Raw genomic sequence first — 25972 nt, forward strand, 5'->3', positions numbered from 1 at the left:
CGACGCTCCTACATGCCAAGCGCCTTACGCACGTCGGCGAGTTGGTCGACGCCGTCGATGATGCGGATCATGTTGAGCACGTCGATCTCGCAGATCACCGCACCGTCGATCTCGGCCTTGTAGTACGTCAGCTCGACCGTGTACTTCAGCTCCGACGTCGAACCCGGCTTCCAACTGCCCGGGTCGTATTCGGACAGCATGCCGCGCATGATGAGCGCGACCGACTTCACCTTGCCGCGCGTGTCGCGGAACGCACCGCGAAACGTCGCGTTGAACGCGTTGTTGTCGGCCAGCCCGAAGAACTTCAGCACGTCACGCTCGACGCTGCCCATGGAGAACGCCGCCTGCAGCCCCTCCATGCCTTGGTCGACCTTGACCGGCGCGTCCATGCCGCCCGCGCGATAATCCTCCGTCTTGATCTTCAGCTTCGGCGGACTGAGTTCGGGCGAGCGGCCGGCAAAGCCGCGCCCGTCGACGTACAGCGCCATGTTGTTGAGAGTTTCCGGGACCATGCGTCACCTCTTACGATTGCGTGTCGAGAACTTCCGTCAGCCACTCGTTCGTGACTTCAAAGCGGAAGATCGGGTTTTCTGCCGGCGGAACGTCCGTGAAGCGGATGTTCCAGTACACCTTGCCCTGTTCGAGCTGCGACGCCGAATTGAGCTTCGGATCCGGGTACACCTCGAAGTTGATAATCGCCCCCTGCGCACGCAGATCGCGCATGAAAGCCTGCAGCCCTTCGGTGACGTCCTTTACGTATGTCGCAGTAATGCCTCGATCGACTGCCCACTTGTGGCCTGCCTGCACCGCATCCATCACGATGTCGAGCGTGCGTACGCGCGTCACGAACGACCACTTCTGATCAGCCGACAGCGTCCGGTTCCCCCACAGGCGATAGCCGCCGTCGCGGATGATCGTCGTGATGAATGAGTTGTTCAGCAAGTTCGCGCGGCAGGTCTCGTCGCCGTCGAGGAATTCGATCGGCCGCTTCGTGCCGCTGATCCCGACGATCTCCTTGTTCGACGGCGACGCCCAGAAGCCGATGGCCGCGTCGGTCTGACAGAACAGACCCGCAGCGTACGCAGATGCCGGCGCGTCGACGTCCGCGTTCTTCGCCGTGTCCCAATACCGCACGCCTGGATCGACGAGATACAGCCGCTTGCTGCCGAAGTTCTTCGCGTACGCGATCGCGTCCTCATCGGTCTTGTTCGGCCCGTCGAGGATTGCGATTGCGCGCAGCTTCGCGGCCAGCTCGTCGGCCGCCGTCGCGACCGGTTGCTTGGCCGTGTGTCCGGGCGCGATCAGCAGCCGCGGCTTCAGGTCGAACAGCGATTTGCCGTCGAGCAGTGCCTGCATGCCAGTGCGTGCACCGCCTGCTGACACGCCACCGATGATCGCGGACGTCAGCTCGGCGTCGGTCTGATCGGCCGGCACGCCGACCGCCACCATGACCGTCTTGCTCTGCTTGTAGATGCCCTGAATTGCGCGCGTGATCGCGCTCGTCTCGCCGAACGCAGCGGCGGCGTCGTATTCGCTGGTAATGCGCACGGGCACGTGCGGCGCAACGAGGTCCGGGCCCGGCGTGTAGGTATCGGCAATGCCGACGACCGACGTCGACGGCACTGCGATCGTGCGCGGGCCGGTATCGACCAGTACGGTCGTTACGCCGTGGTAGAAAGAAGTAGCAGGCATTCAGATCTCCGAGAACGCTACAAATAGAAAGGCCGCTCACCGAGCGGCCTGACATAGGGGTGAATCAACAGCCGCACTACACCGTTGCAGCCGGCTGCGCACTTGCAAACGGTGGTGGCAACGGCAGATCCGCAATCGGCCACCCCGGCAGATCACTGGCTTCCCGCAATGACTGCCGATACCGCAGCAGCATCGCAAACTGATCCGCCGTCAGCGTCGTGCCATCACCAAGTAACTGTTCGTCCTGATGCCGGGAAACGAGCCAGTCCGTCCCTTTCAGCGCGAAGTCGCGCTGCGCACGTTTTGCACTGGCAAGTTCCGCTCGCGTTGGCGGCGGTGGGTCGACAGCGATGGGCGCTCCGTCCTTGACCGCGAGGCGCTTTCCGATCCCCTGTGCACGCATGAGATCGTGCCATTGGTCGGCTGTAATCTCGATCACAGCGACTCCATCGGGAGCGGGACTATCGACCGTGTCGTAAATGGCCGTGATGTGGCCTTCCGCGTTGTACGCGGCGAGTTTTTTTCCCATGTCACTTTCCCCAGCAAAAGATTCGGCCAGCAATGCCACTGGAGACGCCCGGCCCGTTTGTTCCGTCGATGCTGCGTACCCGAGCAAATGCGGTCGATAGTGTCGATCCCGCAATATCGAAGGCCCAGATGGTCGTGGTGTTAACACCCCATCCACCCGGAAAACCCTCGTTCGCGATTCCTCCGAGCACTGCGTTTGGAAACGCGATCGGAAGCGTCACGTTCATGATTCCGTTCCCATCGCTCCCACCCGTGACCCACTGAAAAATCATCCCGCTCGGCAGCTTTTGGTAGCCGCTGCCCCCCAGCGAGGCGGCAAACGGACCGCCCGGATCGCGGAGTAGTAGTGATCCCCCAATCACCTGCCAAACATAGGGCGCAACACCAACTTTGTTCGCGACGAAACGACCAGACCAACCCGACCCAATACCCGTGTATGAGCCGAACGTACCGTTGCCCGATTGAAGGAGGTCTGTTCCGGATGGGACAATCGAGCAACCGGACGGCTGAATGTTCTGAACTTCAATGACGGTTCCTGATGGCACGCTCGAGATCGGAGGAAGTGTGAGGGGGAATCCCGTCGTTCCTCCGAGCAAGATCAGCTTCCCGGCCGCAGAAGCAGTGAGCGCTTGAGCTGCATTGACAAGCAGCAGACCCGCGTTATTCCCAAGCGCACGCTGCACGAATGCGGCTGTCGCAAGCGCTTCGGTACCGTCGAACTGCGGCGGGGTCGGCCCCTTCGGCGTACCGGTGAAAACCGGCGAGTCAAGCGCCGCTTTTAGCCCGAGCTGATTCGTGATCGTCGTCGCGAAATTCGGATCATTACCGAGCGCCTTCGCGAGTTCACTGAGCGTATCGAGCGTCTCGGGGGACTGCGCCACGAGCGCAGCCAACTTCTCAGCGAGATCAGCATGTGTCGCATACTGCGGGTGCGGATCGGCCGCTGCAACGTGCGCATCAAAGTCACTTTGCCCCGCTTCAACCACCTTTTTCAGGAAGCGCGTGCGGTTCGCGAGCTGCTTCGCTTGCAGGTTGTCGATACCGTCGGGGCCGCCCACCACCGGGTCCGACGTTTCGAGCTGATAGACCCCATCCTCCCATCGCTCGATCTCAATCAGGTTCGTCATGTTGTAATACTCCCTCTCGTGTATTGCCCGTCCCGCCGCGCAACGCCGTTGTGTCGGATCGGAACGGCCGCATAGTCGAGCGCAGCAAGCTGGCTGCGCGCAGGCGCGTAACGCTCAATTGCCCGCCACAGCTTGTCGCCTTGATCGCGTGTAATCGGCACTCCCAGCTTCACGATGTACTCGGCCCATGCACTTGCCTTCCCGTGCAGTTGCTCGCCATTACGGACAAACGAGCCGTCGCGCCGTCGACCGCTGCGCCCCTCGATGATCGTTACTTCGCCGAAACCGAGCCGTCGAATCACCTCCCGCACCGCCCACGGCGTCCCCTTCTTCCGGTGCAGCGCCATCGAGCCCTTCACCAGCGCTCGCCTCGCGTCTTCGGATTCGGCCAGTTCCCAGCCATCGACGGCGAGCGCCCATGCGAGCCACGGCAACCATGCGGTCGGACAACGATCCGCGTCCCACAACGTGCGCAAGATCTCGGGATCGACGCTCGGGCGCAGCACGCGCGCGAGCGCCGCCTCCAGCGGCGTCTGATTGGACGGCAGCAGTGGCTCACGCGTCATCGGCCTTGACCTCCAGATTGATGCTCGTACAGTGCGCGAATTCGCGCGAGCCACACACGACGTCGGCAACCGGCGAGCGCAATTCGATGCGCGTGACGCCACTGTCCGGCGCGTGCAGCGCCCCCTCAATCGCAGATCGCGGCATGCCGGCACGAAGCCGGCGCGATTTAGCCACCACGCCATCAAGCACCTTGCGTCGTGCGTCGAGCACAATGTTCGGATCCGGCCCGCTGCCGACGTAGATCAGCCCATCGATCGCATACTCGATCTTGATCGCCGGCTCGACCAGAACCGTGTCGTTGAGCGGGCGAGTCGTTTCGGGCGAAACCTTCGCGCGGACTAGATCGAGCAACGCCCGATCCGGTACACCGTCGCCACGTGCAGACATGATCGTGAGCCGCACCGTGCCCGCCACCGGCCGGTCGACAGCGACATCGAGGACATCGGCCGACGCATCCATTGCGAACGCGCGGTATGCCGCGAATGGCCCGGCGACCGTCGCTCGCTCCATCGACATCTGAGTGCGCAACTTCAGCCGGTCGTCGGATTCCATGCGCCGCTCGACTGGCGGATTCGCCTCGGGATCGCCAGGCTCAACGACTGCGCGCTCCGTATCCAGCAGCACGGCTAGATGCTCCAGGTCAGCGCCCGTCGAGAAAGCGAGCATGCCCGCGCGGGCAGCGTCGTTGAGGCGCGCTGCTGCGCGGATCTCGTCATACGCTGCCAACTCAATCAGCTTGACGACCGGATCCGACTTCAGCGCCGCGGTCCAGTCGGGATAGATCGATTTGAAGTACTCCAGCTTCATCTGGAACGCCGCCTCGAAGTCGAGTACCTCGACAAGATCAGGCGGGTCCAGCGAAGCGAGATCGATAATCGTCATGTTGGTACCTCGATTTCGACGGCCGTACCGTCGTATTCGCCGCGAATCGCGAACATTGGCCTGCCGTCGATGACCGACAGCACCTTGACCTGAGCAAGCTTGATGCGCGGCTCCCATCGGCCGATCGCACGTGCGGCCTCGGCCTGTGCCGCCGAGATCCATCCGCGCGTGACCGGAAGGTCGACCATCAACGGAATGTCCGAACCGTATTCAGGTAGTTCGCGGCGAGCGCCCTTGCGCGTGCTGAGGATGTCGCCGAGACTTTGCTTCAGGTGCGCGACGCCACTGATCGGCGCACCTGTCCATCGGTCCATGCCGACGAGCACACCCGGCCGGCTCATCCGCGCTCCTCCAGCCGCTTGAAGTCCGGATGCGCGTCGAGGTATTCGATCTGCTCGGCCGTTCTTGCGATCGCTTCGCCGGAGAGGACGTGCACGACATCGCCGCTCGGAAACACGATCACGCGGCTGCGGAACCGCGTATCGAGGAACCGCGCGACAGACGGAACAGCCTGAGTAACCGCCTGCGGAGTGTCTTTTGCCATGATGACTCCCTCAAAAACAAAGCCCCGCCGAAGCGGGGCAAAGCAACTTTGCGAATGTGCGTGTTACAGCGGGGGCGACACGGGCGCACCGTCACCCTCTTCCATGTGCGAATGTTTGAGGAACGACTTGCCGCCAATTTCGACGTCGTCCGTGTAACGCGCCCCGCCCTCCACCTTGACGGCAGGGCCACCGTCACCGCCGCCCTTGCCCTGCATCCCGCCGTTGAACGTCAACAGCTTCTCCGTCGTCGTGCTGCCCGTGAACGTCGAATCAGGAACGTCGCCGAGCAATTTCTCCGTGCGCAACGTCACGCCGTCCGCACGTAGCTCCAGCTCCGTTGCGCCGATGCGAAACACGATGCGCCCACCTGCCGGGACATCGACGCGGTATTCATGCCTCTCGTGGTCATAGACCTCCGACGCCCCGTCCGGGTAATCCCACGCGGTCTCGTTCGGATTGGACCGCGCCGAGCCGCCATGCTGATCGGAGTAATATCCCGGAGCCGCGTACGCACCAGCCAAATCACCGGACGGCGCGAACATCGACGCCTGCTCGCCAACGGACGGCGGACGCCAAAAGCGAACCACGCCCGCTGCTGCCGTCTTCCACGGCATCCAGTCGCTAACCCAATCCCCGATTCGAACGCGGCACTGTGGCGGCTGATACGAGACATGCTCGACAGTGCCGTGCTGCACCATGCAGGCCATGCGGCGATCGATCTCGCCCAGCTCGTAGTCGCTCATGATTCGCTGCCTTCCGCACCGGGATCCCAGTACTGACCTTGGCTATCGGGGCCAGTGTCGGGATCTACGCCCCATAAGATCGCCCGCCCGTCCGGGATATCGTCCAGCTCGATGCCGAGGCCGAATTCATGCGTCCATTCGACGAGCCAAACACAGTAGGTATCGAGTTGCGGCCGGAACGGATCCTCCGCAACCTGCACGACCTTTCCCGGCGTGATGGGCAATTCCCACGTGTTCCCGTGCACGACCATCGCGACGCGGGCCGCGACCTCGCGCACGGCCAGCTCCGCACCGTCCTCGATCGGATCGAACACGACACGGGCCTGCATGCGTGCAATCAGCGCCACGTCGCCGGTCCCGTCGTCGTGACCGGGTTCGAACTCGTTCAGCTCGATCGCGATCAACGGCGTGTCGATCTTCTGGCCGAGCCGCGGATATGCCTCGATTCGCTTCATCGTGGGCAGCTTCGCGCGCATGCCACGCTCGATTGCCTCATGTAGCGCTTTCAGATTCTCAAGCACGGCGCATCACCTTCTGCAGTTCGTAGTTCACTTCCTGACGGAGAATCACCATCAGCCGAGCCTCGCAGGCTTTCGCGGCACGTCGAAACGCCGGATCGCCCGATTGCTGCCACGCAACCGTGACCATCCGATACGGCATCCGCTCCTTGCCGACACGCTCGTAGATCGGTCCATTGGGCTTTCGCGTCGTTTGCCGCCACGCGCCTTCGAACGACTGGCGGCCGACCCGCATCCCCTTGCGTGTTCTCGTCGCATTCCCAAGGCGATGCGCCTCAATCGGATTCAAGCCGAGCCATACCTTGCCGGTGTCAGCCGAGCGCAGGAAGAAGTAGAGGCGACGCCGGATCGCCTTCTGAGGGATCTTCGTCGCCGCCCCGACCTCTTTCGCGGTCTGGCTCTTGATCCAGCCCGCAGTCTTGCGCAACGTCCGCCGCCACGCGGCCTGCATCGCGGACGGTGACAACCCTTGCAGAACGGTCGTCACCTCCTTGATGTCGATTTCGATCTTCAGATCGTCCATATGACCTACTGGAGAATGAGGACCGTCCAGCCGGTGCCATCCGGATGCGCCTCGAGTACGCGGTACCGCTCGCCGTTCGTAATCAGGATGCTGCCCTGCCGAACCGCGACCGCATCGCGATCGCGCAGGTGAAACACCGGCGCAACCAGCTGTGTACGCTGACCACCGAGATCCGGCCCGAGCCACGGTGACGCGAACATCCCGTCGACGGGTTTGCCGTCGATCGTGATATCCGCGTCGCCCAGGTCGCGCAGCACCGCAGTGTCGACGTCGGAGATCAGATCCCGGAACGCCACGTCACGCCTTCAGCTTGATCAGCGCCTTCGGGCGTGTACACAGGTGGATGGGATTCGACTGCGCCTCGATCTCGACGCCCTTGCCGAAGTCCATCAGCTCCTGCTTCGCGTAGTACGGCAGGCCGGTTGTGTTGACCGCCTCGACGTAGTCGGCCGGCGCGAAGCGCGTGATGAACAGGTCCGGCACGCCCTCGGGAATCGCATGCGCCTCGTCGTCGGCCACATAGCCGATGTCGCCGACGCGCCCACGATAGCGCTCGAAGGTGCAGCCGCCGAAGTCGAACGCATCACGCGCATCGCCGCGCAGGGACGCCGCCATCGCGGTCGCGAGATACGTTTCCTTCACGGTCTTCGCGACGATCAGCTTGTTCCAGAACGCCCGACCGCAGAGCACGCGCACACCCGTGTACGTCGTCGCACCGAGCGCATCTTCGATGGCGTCCTGGACGTCGACACACTTCACCCGGATCTCCGTGTCGGCCTTGCTCAACTCGAACGGGATCACCGTCTGCTCGATTCCGAAGTACTGCAGCAAGTCGATCAGCACCGTCTTGCCGTCCGCGTCCAGCACCGCGCCCTTGATCGCGCCGATGCGATGGAATTCGTGCGTCGCATCGAGCTGGCGACGCATCTTTGCGAGCCGGCGATTCACGACAGTCTGCAGTGCCTCCAGCTCGGTCTCCGAACCGAACGCGCGCAGATTCTGGATCTCGTCCGCCTTGATCACCGCACGCTGCGGCAGGTGCACCGTATTGAACGGGATCATCTTGCGCTTGCTGCCACCGACGACGGCGGCCGGCGAACCGCGTTCACCTGCTGCAACGAGCGACAGCGTGTCGCCGTCGCGCTCGATCTGGATCGTCGTCGTCGTGATGCCGTCCTCTTCGAACAGCCCGAGCGTGCCGATCCGGCCGGGAATATACGGCTGCTCGTTGATCGCAGCACTCAGGGACGACAGCGAGAACGCATCGTCTTGAAACAGGGCGATATCCGCCATACAGCCTCCAACAGGGAAATGGATACAAAAAAGGCCACGCGCGATTGCGTGGCCTTCGGAATCAGTTGTACTGCGATCAGCGGACGATCACGTGCCGCTCGGCGAGATCCCCGCGACCGGCGGCATCCAGCCCGGCCAGCAGCCCGGCAGCGACCTCGGCGAGACGGACGATTCCCGTAGCCGGCCGGGGAGATTCCGACGCGGCCAGCTGGGCGTAGAGAATTGCCGCAGCGACTTCGGAACCGTCGTTCGCCGCGTTGTCGTACGGCGCATACTCGCCGGTACTCGTCACGCCGAGCACCTGCCCGGCCGGCAGCGCCGGGCCGGCCTTGACGATGATGTGCTCGCGCGAGATCTGCCCGTTGCCCTCCGACACGAGAAATTCGGCCGTCAGATTGGCCTGTACCTTCCAGTTCGACATGAGTTTGCCCCTCCTCGGGTTACGTCAAAGTTACTTGCCGCCCTTGCGAGCCGCGTAGATCGACGCCGCACGCGGCGCATTTGCGACCACGGGCGCGTCTTGCGACGCAACCGGGGCAGCACGATGATTGATCGGCTTCTGCGACGCCGTCACGCGCTCGAACAGCCGCGCGCGAACCTGATCCGGCGTCAGGCCGTTCGCGACGAAGCCGGCCGTCAGCTCGGTCAGGCTCGCCGCGAGACAGATACCCGCGATGTCCTGCGCGCTGCGGATCGCCGCATCGACAGTCGCGCGATCGCGCAGACCAGTCGCCAGCACGATGCCCTCTGCGCAGTGTTCGATCCGTGCGTCACGACACGACGCGTACACATGCGACGCCAGCGCCGTGACGTCCGGCGATTCCGGCGGCTGCGGCTGCGGAGTAGGATCGGCCGGCGGATTGGGTTGCGGATCAGACTGCGGCACCTCGCCGTCGTCTTCCAGCACCGCCCGGATCTCGGCCGGGACCGCCGAGAAACGCGCAGCGAGCCGCGCTGCGCCCGCGTACGCTGCAATGCGAATCGGATCGACTATCGCGTCGCAAAACCCTTGCTCCTTCGCCTGCGCTGCCGTCAGCCAGGTCTCGGCATCCATGATCGCGCGGACCTCCTCCTCGGTCCGACCGCTGCGCTCGACATAAGCCGACAGCATGTTGTCGGACGTGCTGTCGAGCAGATCAGCGAGCTTGCGCAGATCGCCCGCCTCGCCGGCCGCGACCGTGTGCGGGTTGTGAATCATCAGCATCGCGTTCGACGGCATCTCGATCGTGTCGCATGCCATCAGAAGCAGCGATGCGGCGGACGCGGCAACGCCGTCGACACGACCTGTCACCTTGCCCGCATGCCGACGCAACGCGTTGTAGATCGTGAACGCGTCGAACACGTCACCACCCATCGAGTTGATCGCGACGACGATCGATGTCGCCGTTGTTGCTGCCTCATCGAGCTTCGACGCGAACAGCTCCGCGTCGGTGCCCCAGAATCCGATCTCGCCATAGATCCGGATCTCGACCACATTCCCACCGTCCGCGTTCGCTTGCGCGCGGATGTCCCACCAGCGCTTCTTCCCTTTCATTCGCCATCCCCATTTGAAAGATCGCCCGCCCCGTCGACCGGATCGAGCGTGTCGTATCGAATCCCGAGCCGGCGCTCGCGCGCGAGATCGTCCGCGTTCTCCCGGTCGACCTGCTCGGGATCGTCACCACGCGATAGCACTGCCCCCGACCGGCTCGCCAGCCCGGATCGGATCTCCATCCGCTTCGCCGTGACGTCCTGCACCGGGTGGATGTACGGCCAGCCCTGCGGCACCCACCGCACGCGCAGATAGTCGCGCCGGTTACGGTAGTAGTCCGGCATCGGCATCGCGCCCGACAACGCGCACGCATCGACCCACCAGCGCCAGACCTTCCGGCAAAACTGGTGAATGAACACGTTCCACTGGATCTGCTCGATCGATCGCCTGAACTCGTTCAGGATCACGCGCAGCACGCGATCGCTCACATCGCGCAGATCGCCCGTCATGACTTCGTACGGCATGCCGACCGAAGCAGCAGCGGCCATCAGTTGCTGACGCATGAACGGCCCGTAGTCGGTCCCTGCGCCCGGCGGCTCCGCGAACGTGACGCTTTCACCCGGTGCCAGCTCCTGCATGCTCCCCGGTTCGAGCGACACGACCGGAGAGAAGCCGTCGACGTCGTATTCCATTGCGCCGCCCGCGATCGGATCTCCCATCATTCCCGGCTCGGCGGGCGGCTTCGTGATGAACCCTGCGAAGAGGTTGCTAACCTCTTGCCGGAACAGCACAGCGTCGTCGAAGTTGTCCAACGAATTGAGCCGCAGCAGCACGGTCGACAGCACGGGCACGCCGCGCACCTGGCCGGGGCGAAGCGCGTGAAATACATGCACGATTTCGTCGGCCGGTACGCGCACGGTCTGCATGTTGGTCATCGACGCACGCCCATACTCGCCGGGATGGCGCTGCAGCAGGTGATACGCAACGCGTCGACCGTCCGTGTCGAATTCGACGCCGTTGATGATCTCCCCGCCCGGAACGATCTCGTTCTTCTCCACCGGCAGCAGGTCGCCTTCGAGAAGTTGAATCTGCATGGGGACCGCCAAACCATCGCGCGGACTACGCAGCCGGCGGCGCACCAGCACCTCGCCGTCGCTGAAAAACGCACGCCCGGCGAGGGTCTGCACCCCGGCGATGTCGTACAGCTCGTCCGCGTCGATCTCCTCCCCGCTGTCCTCCCAAAGTTGCTTTTGCATCTTGCGTACCGCGTCGTTCGAATGTTGCGGATGCGCTTGAATCCCGGTGCCGATCGTGTTCGATACAAGTCGCTCGATGACTGCTTTCGCCCACCCCTCATTCCGAATCGCGTCGCGTGCGCGAGACCGCAGCAGCGGTAGGTTTTGCACCGCCGCCGCATTCGGTCCAGCGCCCGACACCCGCCACGACTTCGCCCGTGCGCCCGCAGTGCTCGCCGACTCGTAGGCCGCCGCCTTAAGCCGCGTCGGCACCACGAACCCGCGCTGCGCGAGTGACGGATAACCGCGCTTCATCGCACCCCCTTGCCCGCGTGACGAATTCGGACGATCGACGAACGTCCGGCAGCGCCATTCAGGTCGCGAATGATCTCGGTGCGTGCTTCGCGCAGCTCGCCAATCGAGCGATATTTCACTCGCCGGTCGGCATACTGGACTTCCAGCTCGCCCTTCGCGATTGCCGACTGGATACGCTCCAGATCCTGCTTTGTGTATGCCATGCGATTCCCTCGTTTAGCGGCGCTTCAGGTACGTCGAACGACCAACACGGCGGCCCTGAATGCGCGAAACCCCGCTCGGTGGCGGGGTTTCGGCGGGTTTTGCTACCTGCGGCGACGGCCGCGGAGCCTCTGTAACGACCTCTTCGGCCGGCGGATCGGGTAGCGCCTCGACAGGCATAACCGTAGGCAGCGCCTCCAGCACCGGAACCGCATCGAACAGCGAGACCTGCGACGCGCGATGCTGCTCGACCTGCCAGTGCGCCTCGGTCATCAGGTGCACCTTCACGCTGCGGGCCGCGTGCAACGCGTACCCTTCGCAGTCCAGCGCCTCGTTTCTCGGGCTGATCTTCTTCCACACGCGCTTACCGCCACGTGGCCCCGGCACCTTTACCTCGGCCGTGAGCTGCGACAGGTAATCGCTGCGCACGCCGCTATACCAGTGCATGCGGCCCGGCCCGTCGCCTTCGAGCTTCAGCCGGTTTTCGAGGATCAGATCCTTCGCACGGCTCACGCCGACCATATACGGTCGCAGCCCGTACTTCGCTGCCTTGCTGTTGTTGCGCGTCGAGTCGATCGACGCCTTCGGCACGCTGAAGATCTCCGCGTCGACGTTGCTACTGCCCTTGACGGCCATCACGTTGTAACCGGCCTGCTGCGCCGCGCGCACATACTTGTATACCGCGTCCGACGTCGCTCCGTCCGAGGAGTCGATCGACATTGCACGTACACGCAGCAGCCAGCCATTCTCGTGCCGGTACGCATGCGACAGCAGCATCGTCAACGCGCCCCATACACCGCCCGTCAGCGGGTCTTGCTGCTGCTCCGTCACATTGCCGTAGATCTCGCCCCACACGACGAGCCAGCTTTCCTCGCCGCGCCCCCATGCACGCAGTACGATCGCGAGGCGGTCGTGCTGCACGTCGACGCCCAGCGTCAACAGCAGACCGCCGGTCGGTATCGTCAGCTCCGCGTACGGCAGCGCTCGTTGCGCGAGCACGTCCAGCTCGGGCAGGTCGGTCTTGTATTTGTACGCTCGCCCCTGCGAGTTGTTCACGAACGAACGCATCTTCGTATCGTCGCCCTCGCGCAGCGCCTTGTCGGCCGTCAGCCACTTCTTCACCAGCTCGGCCATGTTCGAGCCGGGGAACGGCGACACCAGCTCGTTGATGCGGAAGCCCGCAACTCCGTGAAACGGTGCCGTCGCGACCCATCGACCGCGACGGACGGCGCGAATGCGCGTCGCGTCATCCCACAACGAGCCGCAATGCGGGCAGGTGTAACGGGCCGTCTCCGGTTGTGCGCGGCCGTAGACCTCGTGCACAACTTCGGCGCCATCGCTCCAGGTGACGTTTTCCCACGCCAGCTCATGCTCCTCATCGCAATCAGGACACGGCACCAGATACACGCGCTGATCCGATGCCGCATAGCCCTGCTGGATGCGCGATAGGCCGTCGACGGTCGGCGTGCCGCCCAAGATCATCTTGCGTCGCCGATCTGAATAACTCTTGTTGCGCTCCTCCAGCAGCGTGATCGAGTCGCCCTGCTCGCGCACGTTCGTGTTCGCGTCGTCCGGCTCCTCGACCGCGACGACCGGAGCCGGCGTCGACTTCACATCGTCCGGCGCGTTCGACGTGATGAACTTCAGGAAGCCGCGCGCGAACGTCTTGTGGTCCCACAAGTTGTTCTTGTCGCGGGCCGCGTGAACCGGCAACTTCGCCGACAGGCGAGGCGTCACCTCGACCATCGGCTCGAACTTCTCCAGGTTGAACTTCTTCGCCGTCTTCTCTTTCGGGAACATGACGATCATCGGGCACGGGTCAACGTCGATCCGCTTGCCGATGTAGTTCAGCAGCACGCCATCCGTCCACGCAACCTGCGCCGACTTCATGCACACGACCTTCTGCACGGTCGGATCGTCCAGCGCTTCGTGCATGCCGAACACCCACGGCGTGATGTTCGGGTTATACCGGCCGGGGCTGGCCGATCCCTTCGCGCTCAACCTACGATGTTTGCGCGCCCACTCCGTCGTCCCAATCCGCTCCGGCGGACGCAGCATCTTCGCGATCCGGCGAATCACCGCGTTGACTGTCTGGGTCGTATTCAGAAAGCTGCTCAAGGCATCCATATATATGCTCGTTCAACCATTCGACGTCCACCCCGACGCCGTATAGCGTGTGCAGCTCCTGCACCAGCTTGTCGGAGAGCGACAGCAGCTCCGTTTGAAATGCGCCGACCATCAGGCCGTACGCCTGTTCGAGCTGCGCCGCGTTGACGAGTTGCCCCTTCTTCTCGGCCAGCGTCAGCAGCTTGATCTCGCGATCGACGCGCTCCGTCATCGCCCGCTCGGCGACGAGATCGATCCCGGTCTCGCTGGAGCGGCCGGCCGCGACTTCGCGCAGGTGCCGAATGTAGGCGATGCGGATCTCGTCGATCGACACCGCGCGGTAATCGAGCCGGACCTTGTCGACGAACCGTGAAACGGCCGACTGATCAAGGTCGAGATGGTCAGCGATCTGCTGCTGAGTCGGCATGAATATGACCCCCTATGGAGACTCGCCAGTAGAGAAAAAACGCGGGTGCGAGCCCCCGCGTATGGCGATGCCCAGAGGGTCCCCGCCTGCTCAAAAAGTAGGCAGACCCGCACCGACCGCGACATCGGCAGTCGCGCCGTCGCCCGCTCGGTCCATCGCCCACACGACACGGTCCATCGCGTCGTCAAACACGAAGCACCGCGCGGTAACGCGCCCCATGCTTCGATCTTCATCCCACGTCGACCAGACCTCGCTCGGCCCGGCGCTCGCCGATTCGATTCGCATTTCAGCGCCCCAATGCAAAAAGCCCTGAGAGCTTTCGCACTCAGGGCTTCGATATTCATTTCGTAAGGGCGAACGCCCTCCCAACAGATCCCGACTGACAGTTATCGTTGTTGGTCGCGGCGCTCCCGCGATTCAGTACGCCTGTCGGGCGATTGTTGCGACACGAGTGTGCGGTCGCTCACGTATCCAGTGACGCGGTAAAGGATGTGCAGAGTGTAAGCGATCCGCTCTTGAAATGGAATACGTTTCATCGTCGCAATTGCCGACGCAATGTGTCGTACACCGATCCATCTACTGTATCCAACAGCGCGAGCATGTCGTGAAAGCGCCACGACCAGTTCCGCCGATACTCATCGAGCGAAACGCCGAGCGCGTGCGCACGTCCCGCGTCGTCAACCTGCCGCTTGCCGGACCCGGAACAGTCGGGGCAAATGTGCCGGCCCTTCGCGTCCGAAACCGGCGAGGCGGCGATCCGCCCCATCCCGCCGCAGTCGTCGCATGGTTCGTATTCCCGAAAGACCAGCGGCCCGTTACGCCCTTCGAAGAACGGGATACGCTCCTCCGATACACACACCTTCCCGCTGCCCCCGCATACATCACACGCATGCGTTGACGTCGTGACGGGACGCGCACGACGCACAACGCCGCGCCCCTCGCACTCGACACACTTGTCGTTCACCCACTCGTCCAGCAATCGCAGCGCGAACCGCTCGACGATGTCGACCTTCGATCGCTCGACAGCATGCCCCGCACGTTGATCGCGACGCTCGTCGCGCGAGAGGCCCGTGAACCGCGCACGCTTGAATCGGCCCGACGTCCGGATCATCTGCGCCAACAGCAACGTTGCACGTCGAACCATCGCAGGCGTCGGCAGCGGCCCTGCCTTGATTCGGGCCAGCGAGCTACCGAGATCGTTCGCAAAGGCGAGCGCGCCCAAAGTAACTTTAGGATCGGCAATCGGGTCGGTGAACTGACCACGAACGCTCATAGCAACGCCCACCCGCTCCTTCAAATCGATCACGACTCTCTCCTATTCGTCCTAATGTCCTAATGTCCCAAGGGATAAAGCTTGCAGGGGTGCGCGCCTGCGACATGCGCGACATGCGCCGCTCACGTCGCGCATGTCGCGCCCCTGCACCCGCGCCCGAGACCGCGCCTTGGGACATTGGGACATGGGACGTCCGCAGCGCGCCAAGACGGGGCAAGTGGCGCGCTTACCGTGCAGGCACAGCGCGCCACGCGATCACAGCGGACTGTCGTCATCACCCGCCGCGACCAGTTCACGTTCGACCTCCGGCTCTTGCTGCTCGCTCACGTAGTACCAACCACGCGAACCAGTCGACTCGCGCTTGCGCACCCAACCAAGCGACTTCAGCGCCTTGCCGATGCGGCGCTGTTCCGCCAGCGTCCACTTCGACGTATCCAGCTTCAGGATGTCCGCGAGGATCTCTTCCATCGTCGTGCGCGACACGAATTCCAGGGCCTTGGCGATCTTGTCCTCGTACACGTCGCCTTCGTAGCGCTCCGCCTGCTCGATCTCGAACAGCGGGCGTTCATGCTCTTCTACGTGCCACACGACGCCCGAGCGATACAGGTGCACGGCTTCCGCCCAGAGCTGTTCGCGAACGGCCACAATGCCGTCGATGTCGACCAGACCGCCGACACGCAGCGGCCAGTAACGCCGGTTGCCCGATTCGTCCTTCAGGTACGTGTCGAAGTTGACCGAGCCAGCGAACACACACTGACGCGGGACGTCGGTCGCACGCTTACCGTAGAAATTGCGGAACCGATCAACGGCCGTCGCGAAGAAGCTCTTCACCGCCGACGAGTCGGCCTTGTTCAACGAGTCCAGTTCAGCCAGCTCGATCACCCATTTCCCGGCAAGCACCGCGTACGTGTCTTTGTTGCCGATCTGGATCGGCGTATCGGTGAACCACGGAGCGCCGGCCAGTACCTTCAGCGCCGTCGACTTTCGATGCCCCTGCTTGCCTTCGAGGATCAGGACGTTGTCGACCTTGCAGCCCGGCTCCATCACGCGCGCAACGGCCGCGATCATCCACTTCATGAACGCGAGCCGCACATACTCGCTGTCGGCCACACGCAGGTACGTCGACGGCATGGATCGCACGCGCGACACGCCGTCCCATTTCAGCCCTTCAAGGTATTCGCGCACGTCATGGAAGTGGGTCGCATCCGCCACCAACAGGACCGCGTTCATCACGACATCAGTGCGTGTATCAAGGCCGTACCGTTGGGACAACCAGAGAACGGTGCGCTGGTCGTCCATGTCGGTCCATTCGCCCGTCACACCCTGCGGGAACGGCGGCGCTTTGCGCTTCATCACGCGACCACCGAAGTCATCCTGTTCGATCACGCCCTGCCACGCCTTGTGGTTCGACAGGATCAGGTGCACGTTCCCGAGTGTCGGCAGCAGTCGGCCCTTGTCCGACCGCGCGAGATCCTGCTCCCACGTGTGCGCTCCGTTCTCTGCCTCGTAGCCGTCCCATTCCGGCTGTTTCGCGGCAGCGGCCGTCGCGGTAGGTTTCGACTGCGTGACGTCCGCGGTCGACACGTTGACCGTCGCCGGCCGGATCTCTTCGTTGGCTGGCGCGATGACGCGCAAAATTGCCGACTGGATCTGTCGCTCGACGGCTTCATCTCCCTCCTCGACAAGCAGGTCGTTAAAGTCCGTCAGCTTGCGCTCGCCGCGATTGGCGAATGCCGGATAAACGACGCTGACGTCGTCGACCGTTGCTGCCGCCTCGTACGCGCGCTTCAGGCCCGTGTTCTCGAAGCGCTTACGGCGCTGCGGCATCACATCGTTACCGTAGCTCACCTCGACGTACGGCACGCCGTTGTCGTCACGTCGACGTGACACCGCAACCATGTACCACGTGTTCTTCGCCTCGATCCGCACCGGATCGGCACCAAACACCAGTTCGCCCCGGAAAGCGAATTCGTCGGCGAGCCAGTCGCGCATGCGCTGCTCGATCTTCCAGTCGTCATCGGCGCAGACCAGCACGTGCACATCCGGATACGTTGTGCGCAGGTAGCGCACGGCCGGCAGGATGCCGCCCGCGTCAAAGCAGATATCGACTGCGAACGCGTCGTCGATCGCCATGCGGATCGCCCGCGCGGTTGCATAGCCTTCGGCCACCAGCACGATCTGGTCGTCTGCACCAACCTCGCCAAGCAGATACGACGCGCCCTTCTTTTCCATGCCCTTGTTGAAGCGCTTCGCGCCGTCCGGCGTGATCTTCTGCAGGCCGACGAGACGAACGTCGTCGCCGTACTGATACATCGGCACGAAGATCGTGCCGTCCACGTCGAAACGTACGCCTTCGGCCGTGATGCGCTTGCGTTCAAGATATGCGGACTCGCCATGCTCTGCCGCGCGGTTCCACTGATCTCGCGCGCGGTTCGCGGCGAGCTTCGCCTGACGCGCGTCACGCTCCGCCTGCTCACGGTCGGCGGCTTCCTGCCGGCGACGCGTCTCGGCGAGCATTTCCTCGCTCAACGGTGCACCGCTCCATTCGAAGCGCTCGGTGCCCGGATCGTCGCCCGAGAAATGGCCGAACGTGCCGCCGTAGCCGATTACTGCGCCCTTGCTGACAACCTCTCGAAGCTGATACCAGTATTTCTTGCGCGGCCCGTACCGATGATGTTTGCCGTCCGCGACGGGATGGCCGGCGGGCAGGTCAGGATGCCCCGCCGCACGCAATTGCTGAATGATCTGGTCCAGTGTCGCCATTTGAAAATTTCCTCTGTCAAAGTCACTTTGGCCGCATGTCGCGGCCAGATCACAAATCGTTAAGTAGCGCCCCGTTAGCTCGCACGCCGGGCCGCATCCAGCTCGACGAGGCGGCGGTCGCGTGCGACCTTGTGAGAGAAGCTGCGCCACGCTCCACGCCCCGCCGCATACGACTGCCGCCCACTCGGCGAGCGGCTGTAGTGCGATGTGCCGCGTCGCAACGCGCTACTGATTCCGTTCACGTTCACAGGGATCTCCGTTTATTTGCCGCGCAGTCGACGCCACTCGGCCGACATGGAATCGTCGAATGCGGCAAGGTCCAGCGCGCAGAGACGATCGGTAAGCTGGTCGCGGAACGCGTGACGTTCCGCCTTGGTTGCGAGCGCGGCGCATGGGCGAGCAGCTCGCTCGATGAACAAACGCACGCGCCCCGCTGCGTTCGCTTCCGCAAGAATCGGAGCGAGGCGATCGGGGAACGTGGCGATCAGTTCGGATAGCAAGCGCCCCGCGTCGGCGGGAGCACACTCGAATCGGGATGCGAGCGTCGTGACACCGCACGTCACTTGCTGTTCAGGCGAGCAGCAAAGGCCGACCCGTTCACGGTCGGGACGGCAGCACCCCATGCCGTGCTTAAACCGTTCCATGACGACGACGGCGACGTGCGGCAAGGTTGCGAGCGGCGTGAATCAGACGCTGAAACAGGCGTTGGCCCTTTCGGCCCGTCGCGATGATCTTCTCGGCGTGTTGATCGTCAATCGGCTGATCCGCCAGTGCGCGCGTCACGTCGTCAGCAACGAGACCCACATGCGCCTGCAGGTGCAGTGCGGTCGAGACGAGACGCAGCGTGCCGGGTTCGCCGGCATCTTCAGCGGCGTGGTCGTCGACGTGTTCGGCAACCAGTCCGAATCGCGCATTGAGCGCGTGCAGTGCGTCGAGCGCATACACCTCGCCTTCGGCCTTTTCCTGCATCCATTCGATCAGCAGCTCGAACATCTCCATCGACAAACGACTGTCGCCAACACCACGCAGGCGGAGGCGAAGCGATTCTGGCGTGATGTTCTTACCGCGCCGGATCGTGAGATGGTTCGCCGCGTCGGCGACGCCGCCCGGCGTGTTGCGAACGGACGTATAGAGCACGTCCAGCCATTCGGTACTGTCGTATCGGCAGGTCATATCGGAGCTTTGGGAATGTGCCGCTTTCATGCTGTCGCGGCGGAGACGCATTGACTAAGATTGATCAAGCGGATGTTGTGACGGGGATCGGCTCCTCGCGCCGGACGCTCTGGAGCGATGCTTCGGCCCCGACGAAGTAGTCGTGAAGTGCCTGCACGTTCGATACGCGCGGGTCGGTAACTCTGGAAAGAGCGATCTTGGTCAGCGTGTCGTACGGCACACCCGCGTCACGCGCGATGCGCCGCCATTTGCCCTTGTTCTTATGCAGTTGCTCGATGACGAACTCCAACCAAGAACTAACACGCTGACTCATATCATTCCCCCAATAGGTGCGGGATCGATTTTAAGTCTTATTTGGCTATTTTTCAATCCGCTGACAGCCGGGGAAAAGTAACGAATGTCTAGCCATATTTGGCAACATCAGGGGATGAACAAGACACCCGCCCGCGAAATCCTCGCGCTCAAGCTGAGGCAATTGATGGATGCTCACCCGACGCTCAACACGCAGGGGAGACTCGCTGCGCGCGCAGGACTGGCGCAGCGAACGGTCGGTCGCATGCGGAACAATGAAGCCGATCCGCAGCTCGGCCACGTCGAGGCCGTTGCCGACGCACTCGGCGTGTCTCTCGTCAGCTTGATTTCCGATGAATCAGCGAGCGGGAGTGAACTTCAGTACGACACGACGGCCGTCGCGCAACTGTCCGGCGAGGACCGGAAAAAGATCGAGTCGTACATTGAGTTCGTCCTGAGCGCGAGCGGCACGGCCCGCACAGCGGGCCAGGAGACACTGAATATTTCTGAAACAATGCCGGCGTCGAAAGCACAAACCGCATCGGTTCGACGGGCAGCTCAACGACCATTATCAGACAAAACGTTGAGCATCAATGAAGACCAAAGTCACGCCACCGAGGGAAAGCGCGGGCATCGCTAACCTGTCCGCCTTTCGCGTACTCAAGTTCAAGTCGACATCCAGCACGCCTCCAGAACCCCGCCGTGATCGGGAGGCCGTCACGCGCAACGCCCTACTGGGCGAACTCAATTCGCGCAGCTCCCCTGTCATCGCATACGCCGCGGTTTTCATGTCGGAAAACGGCGACATCACTTTGTCAGCCGCAGGAATTGAACCGGAGTTCGCCCCGGCGATCCAGTCCGGCCTGACTCGTATCCATGACCGGATCGACGAGCGCACCAGTCGACGTCGCCGACGCAATCAGGCGGGGTTCGCACAAATTATCCCGCTCGTCTCGGCCGCTATTCTTGCGGCAACGTACATCAACGTCGTGCCATGGATGGACGTTGCGCTTTCCGTTGCCGGCCAACTGTTGGCCGGCGTCGCCGTTATGCGACGCAATCGGACACACGCACCAATCCGAGACAAATAAGACGAGCTGGAAACGTCACCCGGACTAACAACCCGTCACAATAAGTCATATTAGGCTTGACCATATAAGCCATTAAAGACTAATCTCCGGGTTGCGCAATGTCGCGCAGACCCGGAGATCCACCATGAAAACAACCGATCAGCACGCGGAAGCCCGCCACGACTGGCTCCGCGACGAACAAACGCCCCGCATCACGCCGTCCGAACCCGCTCGCCAAAGCAACTTTGAAAAATCGCCGATCTTCCGCTGGACGATCGTCGCTGCCCTCTTGTTCGTTGCCGTGAACGTGTTCCAAGACGATCCGGTCGTCGTACCGACGACCGCTTACCACGTCACCGTCTAATCCGCCCCGACCCTGCCGGGGCGTGCGCCCCCGGCGTCATGGAGACCGCCATGCCGCGAATCAAAGTCCGAACCCTTCCCCTCGTCGACGTCGAGCGTCGCGACACCCTCTCACTTCGCACCATCACGCGATACGATCGAAACCAACGCCGTCCGTCGACACCGATCCTGATCGGCAAGTACGTTGTCGGACGCCGTCCGTTGGCGGACAGCGTGCATACGGAGTATTTGATCCTCGACGGCACGGAGATCGCCCACAAGCAGATCTCGATCCCGAGCGAAGGCGACTGCGCCAGCGCGATCAAGCGCTTGCGAGACGAAAAGCGTTCGGCGGGCATGACGGCATCGAACGCGATCGACAAAGCAAAAAAGGCCGGCAAGGCGCGCACCGCCGCAGCACCGGAGGTTGCGTAATGGACGACCGCACGCGACAGCTCGACCTGACCGCGCCGATCCCGACCGGAAACATCAAGGCCGCAGCCGCAGCGGCCGGCGCAACGTCAGCGGACCTGTGGATGGTCCCCTACGAACAGCTTCACTACGACCCTGCTGACAACATCCGTGCGGTTGATACCGAATGGGTGGCACACCTCGCTGCGTTGATGCGGGAGAACGGATACGACAAGGGTTCCCCCCTCCATTGCTACGCCCGGAAGGTTGACGGCAAGGATCTTCTCTACGTCTACAAGGGGCAGCACCGCTATCTCGCAGCCGGACACGTGATCGCGACCGGGAAGAATCTGGGCAAGATCCCGGTCGTCGTCCGCGACGCCAAAAACGTCAACCGCGCCGAAATGGTGATCGACGGCTATCTCAGCAACAACGGCAAACAGTCGTCGCCGCTTGATCTGGCCGCCGCCGTTGCAGAGCTGCGCGACATTCATGGCATGACGCTTGCAGCCATCTGCAAGCGCCTGAATGTCACCGACCAAACGATCCGCGACGTCGGCCTGCTCGAACGGGCACCGGCAGAACTTCATCAACTCGTACGGGACGGACAATGTACCGGCACACTGGCGATCGAACAGATCCGCCTGCACGGCGGCGAAAAGGCGCTCGAACGTATCGTCGTCGGCATCTCCAAAGCTGCGGAAGCCGGTAAATCGAAGGTGACGAAGAAGTATCTCGAAGCGGTGCCCCTGCTCGATGCGCTCCCGGACCCGGCACAATCGCACGAGCAGGCAGCACCCGCAGCCGCCACCACCAACGCTGCACCGCTCGCCGTGTCGACGACCGCGGACGTCGCCGTAGCAACGCACGCGCCGTTACAGACAGCTCCGCGCCAAAGCGCCCCGGCGAAGGTCAACGAGGCCCGTGCAAAGCAACTTTTGCAGGCCCTGCAATCGGTCCTGCACGACCCCGCCTTCGACCAGCTCTCACCGGGCACGATGCACGCCGTGCACGCGGGTCTGAATGGTATGGCCGACCTACTCGACTGGGTTGGACCGACACGCACCGATCATCCGATCCACGTTCCGAACAAGCACGGCGTTTTCGACGCCTGCGAGACGATCAAGTCCCCCGCCAGCAAGCGCACCCGGAAAAGTCCTGCTGCGATTCACCTCGCTCACGTAGAACAGGGCGCGTGGATCCACTCGTTCACGCTGGAGATCGGTTCCGGCGGCATGACCGGCCTGCCGTCACTGCGCAGTTTCACGAGTACGTATCCGACACGCGGGCAAGCAATCCGTGGCGCAGTGTCAGACATGACGCGGGTCATGCAATCGCCCAGTTATGCGAAGGCAAAGGAAGCACCGATCGTCAATGCGTGGCTCGACAAGTTGTACGCAATGCCCGATCCCGAATGGACGCCCGAGCTGGCAGCCAAGCATGCCGCCGCGCAGGAGGCCTCGTGATGCCGCGCCCGGCCCTTTCTACCCCACGTCCGCTGCCGCGAAAGCGGGAAAACGCAAAGAGCCGCGCGGCTATCAAACTGGCAAGCGTCAACGGCACCTCGATGCAGTCGGAATGCGGCGGGCTGACGCCCGCAAAAGCGATCCAGAAAGACGAAGCGCCGCTCGCGCGGCGCAAACCAATCCAGACGAATGAAGCCTTGGCGGATGCCCGCCAAGGCAGGTTCGCGCGACTCGACGCCCTTCGCATCGAGATCCGCACGCTGATCACCGAGATCTCGCATGCGGCCGACGTCGAGCTGCTGGATCTGATGGCCGACGAGATCGGATCGTTCGCCCGCCACAAAACCGCGCAGGACGCGCGCACCTGGGCAGCAACCGCCGGCATCACGCTGGAAACCGGCTTGATGCAGCTCGCTCGAGCAATCCCTTTCAACTCGAAGCATGGAGACCAATGATGGGTTCCCTAATCAATCTTCCGGGCGTCGCTACCGGCCGCATCGACAACGTACCATTCTTCCAGTCTCCCGCTCACGCAATGCGCCTGCTTCGGCAGCATCGGGCCTGTACCGACGCAGGCGATCATGGTGCGGTATCGATCTGGCGCGCAGATGACGGGAAGTGGAACTGCCTGTTCAGCCGACGTCACGTCGACATCGAGCATTCAGCCTTCGATTGCAAGAAGGACGTACGCGTATGGCTCGACGCTTGGCATCCCAAAATCGACGGCACGGCCGCCCGAGCAGGGGAATGTGAATGAGCCTGCTGACCCGCGCATACATTCTGGAGAAGTACGGCCCTCGCATGACGCTGGCGCACCTCGCGCAGCTGCTGCTCATGTCGGAGGGAACAATCCGCAACCAAGTCAGTGCAGAGACGTTTCCTATTCCGACTTACAAAGAAGGAGGCGCGCGTTTCGCGGCGTACGATGCCGTGGCGGACTACTTGGACGAAATGTCCGCCAAAGCTCGCCAACAGGCCGCATAGTCTGCGGCAGTTGGCAATTAAGGAGCTGCAGGGGCAGGGGGCACAACAGGGGAAACAACGAAGCGATTAAAGACCGCTCTGGTTTGCGTTGTAAGGCGAGCCAGCGCGGTCTGACCGTGGATCGCGATAGCAACGATCATTTGCGCGTATACACCACCCGACGACACGACGTGCTCCACGAGGTCGTGCTGGCCAATGCCAGTCGCATCAAACAGTATGTCCAACTGCACATCGTTGCCCGTCCGAGCGATAACCCGCCAAAGGAATCTTGGCAAGCTCGCGGTTAGCGACGGTAAGAGATTGAACCCGAATTGAGGGTAGTCCGCACGCACCGATGCCTTATAGTCGTTGCACGTGGTGAGGAAAATATCCCATTCCGCGCGTGGCGTAGCTGCGAAGAATTGCTGACGGAGCGGCTCCAATACCGCGTCCAGTTCCAACGCAGCGTCGTGAATGAGGCTGAACGGTATGCGAATCTTATGATACAGGGGTAGCAGAACGAAATTCGGATCCGCGTGGATCACCCCCTCCCAAGCCGTGCGAAGAACATCCGCCTGCTTCGTCGGCACGGCGCCGGTCGCGTTTACTGGACCAGCCGGAACAGAGACTACATCCCAAACCATACGAGCAAATGGCCCGACCTGATCGTCGTGACCGTACAGTCGATCGATACGAGAGGCACGCAAAAGGAAGCCGGTAGGTCCATAAGGAATAGGCGCGACACCGCTTAACGAGAAACCCGTTAGCGCAACGGCGTGCCCTCCCATGTGTATTGCGTTCGGCGTCCCATAGTTACTGTGCAATTGAAACGCGAGCAACGACGGAATTCGGCCTCGAAGGTAGGCATATGTGATGCCATTGAGGCCGTATCGACTTTCCGTACCTACAGCAAACGCTTCAAGCCCGACGCGCCGAATTGCGTGCGCCATCTGTGTAGCAGTGAGACCACTGTTAGGGAACGCACGAGAACTCGCGGCGACCAAATCTTCCGGAAGATGGTCACCCGCCCAATCGGTAATCTCAACTGGCGGAGGAATAACATGCTGGAAGAGTTTCCCCGTCCCCTGGAAGCAAGACCAGAGCGCACTTGTTGCACATGCCGCGACAACGGTGTCCTGCTCCTGATAGGCGAGAGTCTCAATTTCAAGCTCTAGCCCAAACAAGCCGACAGGGTATTTGCGTAAACTCGGATACCACCGACGACCACCATCGTCGGAGTAAGTAGCAAGACACGTGCGCCCAACGATCGTCAGGGGCAGAGGTTTGACAACAACAAAGCCGAGATACGATTGTCGTAGCTCGGCTTCCGACATCTGTCTTGCGCCTGACTTCGCAATTGTTTCGGCGAATTGTTCCGCATCGAATGCAAGTCTGAAAAAGTGCAGCCGATGGGTTCGCCGCGGGTACTCGCGAAAGCAGCGGTCGTAGTACGCCGCGTAATCCTCAAGATAGTCGCGATCTATGTAGTCATGTTCCGCGACAATTGTCGCAGCGCCAAGTGCGTTGAAGTACTCTTCAAAATAAATGCGGTGCCGCTTCGCGCGCACCGCATCCACTGAAGTCAACTTGGAACCATCGACGAAACACTGGACCAGATTGTCGACGGTGTACGGCAACACCTTATACGCTGTCAAACGCGCCTCATCGTCACAGAGTAATCGGTTGATGCAAATCCTCGCGGCGAATCTCGCGCTCCGAATTCAGCGCCGCAATGGACTTGTCAGCCGTTTCCGCCGCAGCGTTCAGAGCCTGCTGACCGGCAGCCGAGTCGAGCCACTCGACTAGGTCGTTAGGTAGGACTTGAACAAACGGCACAGGTGATCCTTGACGAAATGGTGAATTCATGATAACCCCCAAAAAAACAGAGGCGCGCGGAAATCGCGCGCGATCATAACATGGAGATCAATCGAACACAAGACTTGTAACCCTCGATGCGCCCCGCACAGCACGTGCAAGCTGTGTTAGGAGGATCTTAGCGAAAAATTGTCACCACTTCATCCACGGTAACCAGTGCTTTCACTATATT

The 25972-nt window shown here is 62.4% G+C and carries 34 protein-coding genes; 7 read left to right on the forward strand and 27 right to left on the reverse strand.

All coding sequences use genetic code 11. From position 1 onward, the window contains the following. Positions 1 to 8 precede the first annotated feature (8 nt). From LXM88_RS17735 to LXM88_RS17855, 24 genes are all read right to left on the reverse strand, one after another. Entirely contained in the window at positions 9 to 512 is a 504-nt protein-coding gene (locus tag LXM88_RS17735; protein ID WP_258281625.1) for a phage major tail tube protein, read from the reverse strand. 10 nt (positions 513 to 522) lie between these two features. After that, positions 523 to 1692, reverse strand: coding sequence for a phage tail sheath family protein (locus LXM88_RS17740; RefSeq protein ID WP_262535383.1), 1170 nt, complete (start codon positions 1690 to 1692; stop codon positions 523 to 525). A 76-nt stretch (positions 1693 to 1768) separates the two neighbouring features. Further along, entirely contained in the window at positions 1769 to 2221 is a 453-nt protein-coding gene (locus LXM88_RS17745) for a phage tail protein (RefSeq protein ID WP_262535385.1), read from the reverse strand. Position 2222: 1 nt separating this feature from the next. Further along, on the reverse strand, positions 2223 to 3347 hold the full coding sequence (locus tag LXM88_RS17750) for a gp53-like domain-containing protein (RefSeq protein WP_243712148.1): 1125 nt from the start codon (positions 3345 to 3347) through the stop codon (positions 2223 to 2225). After that, a complete protein-coding gene (locus LXM88_RS17755; RefSeq protein WP_262535389.1) occupies positions 3344 to 3913 on the reverse strand; it encodes a phage tail protein I in 570 nt (189 codons plus the stop codon). Before LXM88_RS17755 ends, LXM88_RS17750 begins: the two co-directional genes overlap by 4 nt. Beyond that, complete coding sequence (locus LXM88_RS17760; RefSeq protein WP_262535391.1) at positions 3903 to 4796, reverse strand: baseplate assembly protein; 894 nt, start codon at positions 4794 to 4796, stop codon at positions 3903 to 3905. Before LXM88_RS17760 ends, LXM88_RS17755 begins: the two co-directional genes overlap by 11 nt. Then, positions 4793 to 5137: a GPW/gp25 family protein gene (locus LXM88_RS17765; protein WP_262535393.1), complete on the reverse strand. Its 345-nt coding sequence runs from the start codon at positions 5135 to 5137 to the stop codon at positions 4793 to 4795. The genes LXM88_RS17760 and LXM88_RS17765 overlap by 4 nt, the downstream gene beginning before the upstream one ends. Further along, positions 5134 to 5340, reverse strand: coding sequence for a hypothetical protein (locus LXM88_RS17770; protein ID WP_262535395.1), 207 nt, complete (start codon positions 5338 to 5340; stop codon positions 5134 to 5136). Before LXM88_RS17770 ends, LXM88_RS17765 begins: the two co-directional genes overlap by 4 nt. Positions 5341 to 5403: 63 nt before the next feature. Then, positions 5404 to 6084 (reverse strand): phage baseplate assembly protein V, encoded by a 681-nt coding sequence (locus LXM88_RS17775; RefSeq protein WP_262535397.1) that lies wholly within the window; start codon positions 6082 to 6084, stop codon positions 5404 to 5406. After that, positions 6081 to 6605: a hypothetical protein gene (locus LXM88_RS17780; RefSeq protein ID WP_258281616.1), complete on the reverse strand. Its 525-nt coding sequence runs from the start codon at positions 6603 to 6605 to the stop codon at positions 6081 to 6083. Before LXM88_RS17780 ends, LXM88_RS17775 begins: the two co-directional genes overlap by 4 nt. Further along, complete coding sequence (locus LXM88_RS17785) at positions 6598 to 7125, reverse strand: phage tail protein (protein ID WP_249471646.1); 528 nt, start codon at positions 7123 to 7125, stop codon at positions 6598 to 6600. The genes LXM88_RS17780 and LXM88_RS17785 overlap by 8 nt, the downstream gene beginning before the upstream one ends. Positions 7126 to 7130: 5 nt before the next feature. After that, entirely contained in the window at positions 7131 to 7421 is a 291-nt protein-coding gene (locus LXM88_RS17790) for a head-tail joining protein (RefSeq protein WP_262535402.1), read from the reverse strand. A 1-nt stretch (position 7422) separates the two neighbouring features. Beyond that, positions 7423 to 8418, reverse strand: coding sequence for a major capsid protein (locus LXM88_RS17795; RefSeq protein WP_262535403.1), 996 nt, complete (start codon positions 8416 to 8418; stop codon positions 7423 to 7425). A 76-nt stretch (positions 8419 to 8494) separates the two neighbouring features. After that, positions 8495 to 8839: a head decoration protein gene (locus LXM88_RS17800; RefSeq protein ID WP_262535405.1), complete on the reverse strand. Its 345-nt coding sequence runs from the start codon at positions 8837 to 8839 to the stop codon at positions 8495 to 8497. Positions 8840 to 8869: 30 nt separating this feature from the next. Further along, positions 8870 to 9952, reverse strand: a complete 1083-nt coding sequence (locus LXM88_RS17805; protein ID WP_262535406.1) for a head maturation protease, ClpP-related — start codon at positions 9950 to 9952, stop codon at positions 8870 to 8872. After that, positions 9949 to 11439 carry a phage portal protein gene (locus tag LXM88_RS17810; protein WP_262535408.1) on the reverse strand — a complete coding sequence of 497 codons (1491 nt, stop codon included), beginning with the start codon at positions 11437 to 11439 and terminating at the stop codon, positions 9949 to 9951. The genes LXM88_RS17805 and LXM88_RS17810 overlap by 4 nt, the downstream gene beginning before the upstream one ends. Next, positions 11436 to 11642 (reverse strand): phage head-tail joining protein, encoded by a 207-nt coding sequence (locus LXM88_RS17815; protein ID WP_034188735.1) that lies wholly within the window; start codon positions 11640 to 11642, stop codon positions 11436 to 11438. The genes LXM88_RS17810 and LXM88_RS17815 overlap by 4 nt, the downstream gene beginning before the upstream one ends. 13 nt (positions 11643 to 11655) lie before the next feature. Then, on the reverse strand, positions 11656 to 13698 hold the full coding sequence (locus LXM88_RS17820; RefSeq protein ID WP_318654691.1) for a phage terminase large subunit family protein: 2043 nt from the start codon (positions 13696 to 13698) through the stop codon (positions 11656 to 11658). Beyond that, positions 13643 to 14173, reverse strand: coding sequence for a MarR family transcriptional regulator (locus LXM88_RS17825; protein WP_262535411.1), 531 nt, complete (start codon positions 14171 to 14173; stop codon positions 13643 to 13645). Before LXM88_RS17825 ends, LXM88_RS17820 begins: the two co-directional genes overlap by 56 nt. A 532-nt stretch (positions 14174 to 14705) precedes the next feature. Beyond that, positions 14706 to 15479, reverse strand: a complete 774-nt coding sequence (locus LXM88_RS17835; RefSeq protein WP_262535415.1) for a hypothetical protein — start codon at positions 15477 to 15479, stop codon at positions 14706 to 14708. Between the two features lie 222 nt (positions 15480 to 15701). Continuing rightward, positions 15702 to 18209, reverse strand: coding sequence for a VapE domain-containing protein (locus LXM88_RS17840; protein ID WP_262542871.1), 2508 nt, complete (start codon positions 18207 to 18209; stop codon positions 15702 to 15704). A gap of 260 nt (positions 18210 to 18469) precedes the next feature. Further along, complete coding sequence (locus LXM88_RS17845; protein WP_262535417.1) at positions 18470 to 18853, reverse strand: hypothetical protein; 384 nt, start codon at positions 18851 to 18853, stop codon at positions 18470 to 18472. After that, positions 18840 to 19382: a hypothetical protein gene (locus LXM88_RS17850; RefSeq protein ID WP_262542872.1), complete on the reverse strand. Its 543-nt coding sequence runs from the start codon at positions 19380 to 19382 to the stop codon at positions 18840 to 18842. Before LXM88_RS17850 ends, LXM88_RS17845 begins: the two co-directional genes overlap by 14 nt. 64 nt (positions 19383 to 19446) lie before the next feature. Further along, a complete protein-coding gene (locus LXM88_RS17855; RefSeq protein ID WP_262535419.1) occupies positions 19447 to 19671 on the reverse strand; it encodes a hypothetical protein in 225 nt (74 codons plus the stop codon). 138 nt (positions 19672 to 19809) lie between these two features. Here LXM88_RS17855 and LXM88_RS17860 point away from each other — a divergent pair, with 138 nt between their 5' ends. The 6 genes from LXM88_RS17860 to LXM88_RS17885 all read left to right on the forward strand — a co-directional run bounded on the left by LXM88_RS17860 (position 19810) and on the right by LXM88_RS17885 (position 23417). Continuing rightward, positions 19810 to 20313: a helix-turn-helix domain-containing protein gene (locus tag LXM88_RS17860; RefSeq protein ID WP_262535420.1), complete on the forward strand. Its 504-nt coding sequence runs from the start codon at positions 19810 to 19812 to the stop codon at positions 20311 to 20313. Continuing rightward, positions 20267 to 20764 carry a hypothetical protein gene (locus LXM88_RS17865; protein WP_262535422.1) on the forward strand — a complete coding sequence of 166 codons (498 nt, stop codon included), beginning with the start codon at positions 20267 to 20269 and terminating at the stop codon, positions 20762 to 20764. The genes LXM88_RS17860 and LXM88_RS17865 overlap by 47 nt, the downstream gene beginning before the upstream one ends. Positions 20765 to 20888: 124 nt before the next feature. Then, positions 20889 to 21107, forward strand: coding sequence for a hypothetical protein (locus LXM88_RS17870; RefSeq protein WP_256085155.1), 219 nt, complete (start codon positions 20889 to 20891; stop codon positions 21105 to 21107). Positions 21108 to 21157: 50 nt separating this feature from the next. Continuing rightward, positions 21158 to 21520, forward strand: coding sequence for a beta-hexosaminidase (locus LXM88_RS17875; protein WP_262535424.1), 363 nt, complete (start codon positions 21158 to 21160; stop codon positions 21518 to 21520). Further along, positions 21520 to 22962: a ParB/RepB/Spo0J family partition protein gene (locus LXM88_RS17880; protein ID WP_262535427.1), complete on the forward strand. Its 1443-nt coding sequence runs from the start codon at positions 21520 to 21522 to the stop codon at positions 22960 to 22962. The genes LXM88_RS17875 and LXM88_RS17880 overlap by 1 nt, the downstream gene beginning before the upstream one ends. Continuing rightward, a complete protein-coding gene (locus LXM88_RS17885) occupies positions 22962 to 23417 on the forward strand; it encodes a hypothetical protein (protein WP_318654692.1) in 456 nt (151 codons plus the stop codon). Before LXM88_RS17880 ends, LXM88_RS17885 begins: the two co-directional genes overlap by 1 nt. A gap of 8 nt (positions 23418 to 23425) precedes the next feature. Here LXM88_RS17885 and LXM88_RS17890 read toward each other — a convergent pair whose 3' ends face one another. After that, positions 23426 to 23623 carry a hypothetical protein gene (locus tag LXM88_RS17890; protein WP_262535430.1) on the reverse strand — a complete coding sequence of 66 codons (198 nt, stop codon included), beginning with the start codon at positions 23621 to 23623 and terminating at the stop codon, positions 23426 to 23428. A 92-nt stretch (positions 23624 to 23715) separates the two neighbouring features. Here LXM88_RS17890 and LXM88_RS17895 point away from each other — a divergent pair, with 92 nt between their 5' ends. Continuing rightward, entirely contained in the window at positions 23716 to 23946 is a 231-nt protein-coding gene (locus LXM88_RS17895) for a hypothetical protein (protein ID WP_262535432.1), read from the forward strand. 17 nt (positions 23947 to 23963) lie between these two features. On the opposite strand, the gene LXM88_RS17900 is transcribed toward LXM88_RS17895, so the two are convergent. Both LXM88_RS17900 and LXM88_RS17905 read right to left on the reverse strand, forming a co-directional pair. Next, positions 23964 to 25580 (reverse strand): hypothetical protein, encoded by a 1617-nt coding sequence (locus tag LXM88_RS17900; protein ID WP_262535434.1) that lies wholly within the window; start codon positions 25578 to 25580, stop codon positions 23964 to 23966. 13 nt (positions 25581 to 25593) lie between these two features. Then, positions 25594 to 25791 (reverse strand): hypothetical protein, encoded by a 198-nt coding sequence (locus LXM88_RS17905; RefSeq protein WP_262535436.1) that lies wholly within the window; start codon positions 25789 to 25791, stop codon positions 25594 to 25596. Between the last annotated feature and the right edge of the window lie 181 nt (positions 25792 to 25972).

The organism is Burkholderia sp. S-53, assembly GCF_025560745.1.
GTDB classification, from domain to species: domain Bacteria; phylum Pseudomonadota; class Gammaproteobacteria; order Burkholderiales; family Burkholderiaceae; genus Burkholderia; species Burkholderia pyrrocinia.